The organism is Gemmata sp. (assembly GCF_051859125.1).
Classification (GTDB): domain Bacteria; phylum Planctomycetota; class Planctomycetia; order Gemmatales; family Gemmataceae; genus Gemmata.
Genome location: NZ_JBHYGG010000192.1, coordinates 1 through 4,240, shown reverse-complemented (window position 1 = coordinate 4,240; position 4,240 = coordinate 1). Strand labels below are relative to the sequence as shown.

Genomic DNA, 4,240 nt, shown 5'->3' with positions numbered 1-4,240 from the left:
CAGGCACCGGCCTCACAGAGGCCGGCTACAGGAACACATCACCCGGATTCGGTATCAGTCGAACATCTGGATCAACTCCGTCACGCTGGTGAGCGACTCCAGGTCCCAGCACCGGGCCAGCACCCGCCCGGCCCGCGCCGCCCCGTACTTCGGCTCGACCGCCCGGCGGAACTTCGCCTCGACCTCGGCATCGGTCATCGGGTTCCCCGCGTGCCCGCGGGGGAACTCGACCTCGCGGACGACCTTCCGCCCGTCGGCCAGGGTCGCCGTGATGCGGTTCGGGATGCCCTTCGGGTAGCGGGCGTCGAGGCCCGCGTCGTGGTTCACCGTCACCTTGCCGGTGAACGCGACCCGGGCCGGGTCGGTGAAGTGCTTCTCGTCGAACGTCTCGAGGTACACGTCGCCGTCGAACAGCGCCGCGGCCGTGCAGTACGGCAGGCTGTGGTCGGCCGTCTCGCGGGTCCTCGGGGTCCACGCCTCGGGGTACTTCCCGATGATGTTGTAACTCGCCTCGAACGTGTCGATCGTGACCGACGCGACCTTCGACACGTCGCCGCCCAGCTCGGCCCGGATCTGGAGCGCCGCGTCGATGGCGCTCTGCGAGTGGTACTCGGCCGGCCAGAACTTGATGTACGTCTTGTTGATCATGAACCCGTCGGCGTTGCCGATCTCGCCGCCGAACGGGGCCGGGTCGAACGGCTCGCGGGACACGAGCTGGAAGAACCCCAGGTCGCCCTCGAAGATCGGGGCCGGGCCGGTCAGCCCCTCGGCCGCCAGCGTCGCCGCGAACACCCCGTTGCGGGCCGCGTTCGCGAACGCGCACCCCTTCCACTCGCTCAGCTCCCCGCTCCGGGTCTGCCGCAGCGCGACGTTGCACACGCCCGCCAGCCCGACGGTGTGCGTGAGCTTCGTGGCGTCGAGCTTCATCAGCTTGCCGGCGGCGACGGCCGACGAGATCGCCCCGTAGGTGACGTGGTCGACGCCGACGCGGCGCAGGCTGGCCGCGTCGCAGAACCGGCACTGGATCTCGTAGGCCAGCACGGCCGCGGTGATGAGGTCCCGGCCGCCCGCCCCGGCCGCCTCGCCGACCGACAGAACGGCCGCGAGGTTGTCGCTCGGGTGCGCCGGCTCCTTGCTCAGGTAGGTGTCGTTGAAGTCGAGGTAGCGGATGAGCACCCCGTTGACGAACGTGGCCCACTCGGTGCTCGACCGGCCGCCGCCGAGGAGCGAGGCGCCGGGGTTCCCGCTGACGCGGAGCGCGCACTTGCGGGCGATGTGGTACGCTTCGGCCGGCATCGCCCCGACCGCGGTGGCGAACGAGTCGATGAACCGCCGCTTCGTCTCGTGGACGGCCTCCTTGGTGAGCGCGTCGAACGAGAGCCCAACGGCGTAACTGGCGAGGCGGCTGGCGAGCGTCGGTGCGGCCATGAGTTCCCCCGGTGATGAGACGGGGGATGTTGTAGCGACTCCGGGCGGCCGCGCGTCACGCCACGCGGCGCAGCTCGGTGCTCCGGTTACCGGCGAACCGCGCCCGCACGAACTCGCGGTACCACGCGACCGTCTCGGCCAGCGCCGCGGCGGTCCCGAGCGACGGCCGCCACCCGAGCGGGTTGCCCTCGGGCACCGCGCCGTCGCCGGCCGCGGCGCACCCGGCGTACGCCGCCGCGACGAACCGCGCCATCGTCTGGTCGGTCTTCTCGCACCCCGAGCGGAACGTGCAGTCGTGTGACTCGCCGCGAACGGCGACCGCCTCGGCGAGCAGCAGGCACGCGCGGGCCGCGTCGCGGACGAACACGAAGTCGCGGGAGCGGGTGTCGGCCGGCACGGTCGGCTCGTGGTTGAGGAGCCCGAGGACGGTCCGGGGCACGACGCGCGTGAGCTTGCGGTCGCCGCCGCCGAACAGCTCGCCGAACCGCGCGGTGCCGACGGGGTTGGTCGCGACCGGGGCGTCGTCGCCCGTCACGAGCCGGAGCTGGCCCGCGGGCTTGGCGACGACGACGGGAATGCGGGGGTGGTAGACGGCGGCCGCGTCGAGGAGCGGCTCGGTGCCGGTGCCGGCGAGGTGGAACGCGGCGGACACCTCGTGAACGGCCAGCGCGCTGTGGAGCCGGCCGCGGTCCTCGGTGCGCCCGTGGACGACGCGGAACTGACCGGTGGCGTGCTCGCGGGCGAACTCGCTCCCGCCGGCCCGGCCGCGGACGAGCCCGACGACGCAGGCCCCGCGGTCGAGGAGCTCGCGGGTCACGGCGCGGCCGAGGAACCCGGTACACCCGGTGACGAGAACGCGGCGACCGTGCCAGGGAGACGTGCGGGCATCCATGCGCCACTCCGTTTCGGGCGACCAGATTGGTGCGGCACCGTAGCCGCGACCCCGACCCGCGGTCAAGGGGGAAGCGCGAGGGAGCGGTGCGGATCGCGACGAGCACTGCCGGCTTGTCCGACACGCGGGTCGCCGCTCGCGCCGGTCCGGGTTGCGGAGTCCCACCAGCATCGGAGGCACAGCTACGCGGTCGCGAGCAGGTCGTCCCACCCGGGTGCGTCGGCGACGCGGTCGATCATCCGCTCCAACCGCTCGCGGTCCTCGATCGCGCGTACGGCGGCCTCGGCGACCGGGCTCGGGGCACCGAACCGCCGCTGCGCCATTCGCAGCAGAACGTTCTGCTCCCCCTTCGCGACACCCTTGTTCAAGATCCACTGGTAGGTGGTCGAGTCTTCCATCAACATGCTGACCCTCCGGTACAGGTCGTCCACCCGGGGCTGGTCGTACCGCAGCCCGCACAGAACGAAGGTCGAGCCGATGAGCCCTTTCGTCACGTTATCCGGGGTGCCGGCGGCCCGCAACGTGTCGTTGAACCGCTCGAACGCCGCGGGCAGGTCGGCGTCCGCCTCGTTGGTCAGCAGCGCGAGCGGGGCGAGTCCGACGCCGCCGGCCAGGAACGCGGCGACCGGCTCCTGCCACACCCGCACCACGGCGTACCGGAACTCCAGGTGCGTGCTGCCGTCGGCCCCGGCGACCCGGTGCGTTCCCGTCATGTCCGAGGCGTTCGCCTTGGGCCGGAGGAGCAGCAGGACGCTGTGGACCGGCAGCCCGTGCTGGTGGCCGAGGAGCACGTTGTACCGGAGCAGGTCGGCCGGGATGCCGAGGCGGGGGTTCGCTTCCAGTTCCAGGTGCAGGAGTGCGGGAACCGGCCCGGCGATGTGGAACACCTTGTCGGCCTGCACCGTGGCCGAGAGGTCGGTGTCGAGCGCCCGGGGCGGTCCGGCCGGGATCCCGCACCGGGCGGCGAAGAACCCCGCCCACTCCGCCGCGTGGGCGTCGATCAGCGTGTTCAGGGTCGCGTCGAAGGGCTTGGCCACGCGGCGCACCTCTCCTGCCGGGCTGTCGGTGACGCTCAAGGTCCGCACAGCATACAATCAACCCGCATGGACGCAATCATTCTCGCCGCCGGCAAGGGCACCCGGCTCCGCCCGCACACCAACACCGTCCCGAAGCCGCTGTTGCCCGTGCAGGGGCGGCCGATCCTCGACTGGATCATCGGCGCGATGCCGCCGGTCGAGCGGCTGGTCGTCGTGGTCAATTACCTCGCCGAGCAGATCGAGGACTACCTCCGCACGCAGACGCACGTCCGCAACTGGGCGACCGTGCGGCAGACCGAGCCGCGGGGCACCGGCGACGCGCTCATGAGCTGTGCGGGGGCCGTCACCGGCGACCGCGTCATGGTGCTCAACGGCGACGACCTCATCGGCCGCTCCGACCTCGCCGCACTCGCCGCCGTGCCGATGGGGATTCTCACGCACGCCGTCAGCGAGCCCGAGAGCTACGGCATCGTGTTCCCGAGCGCCGGCGGCGCGCTCGAGCGGATCGTCGAGAAGCCGAAGGGGCTCGCGCCGCCGCAACTCGCGAACATCGGCGGGTACGTGTTCCCGAAGCGCGTGTTCGACCTGACGCTGCCGCTGTCGCCGCGGGGGGAGTACGAGATCACCGACGCGGTTTCGCAGCTCGCGCAGGAAGGTGGCTTCCGCGTCGTGCAGGCGTCGTACTGGCTGCCGATCGGCAACGTCGAGCAGTGGGAGGCGGCGCAAACCGCGGACGTGAGCGCGGTGCGGTGACGCGAGAAGACAGAAGAGGTTGATCCACAGATTACGCAGAAGACACAGATTAAAAGACAGAGGACAGAGGACCGGGTTTGGAGCCCCGGAGGGGCGGCGGATGGTAGCCAGGGGTGCGGCCCGCGTGCGG

General features: G+C 71.7%; 4 protein-coding genes. 1 reads left to right on the top strand and 3 read right to left on the bottom strand.

What is annotated here, in order from left to right:
* Positions 1–54: 54 nt before the first annotated feature.
* From ACTIGN_RS16830 to ACTIGN_RS16820, 3 genes are all read right to left on the bottom strand, one after another.
* On the bottom strand, positions 55–1,428 hold the full coding sequence (locus ACTIGN_RS16830; RefSeq protein ID WP_439625875.1) for an MmgE/PrpD family protein: 1,374 nt from the start codon (positions 1,426–1,428) through the stop codon (positions 55–57).
* A gap of 55 nt (positions 1,429–1,483) precedes the next feature.
* Positions 1,484–2,320, bottom strand: a complete 837-nt coding sequence (locus ACTIGN_RS16825) for an NAD-dependent epimerase/dehydratase family protein (RefSeq protein WP_439625873.1) — start codon at positions 2,318–2,320, stop codon at positions 1,484–1,486.
* Between the two features lie 182 nt (positions 2,321–2,502).
* Entirely contained in the window at positions 2,503–3,357 is an 855-nt protein-coding gene (locus ACTIGN_RS16820) for a hypothetical protein (protein WP_439625871.1), read from the bottom strand.
* A gap of 66 nt (positions 3,358–3,423) precedes the next feature.
* On the opposite strand from ACTIGN_RS16820, the gene ACTIGN_RS16815 reads away from it, so the two are divergent.
* Positions 3,424–4,110, top strand: coding sequence for a nucleotidyltransferase family protein (locus ACTIGN_RS16815; RefSeq protein WP_439625869.1), 687 nt, complete (start codon positions 3,424–3,426; stop codon positions 4,108–4,110).
* Positions 4,111–4,240: the final 130 nt, after the last annotated feature.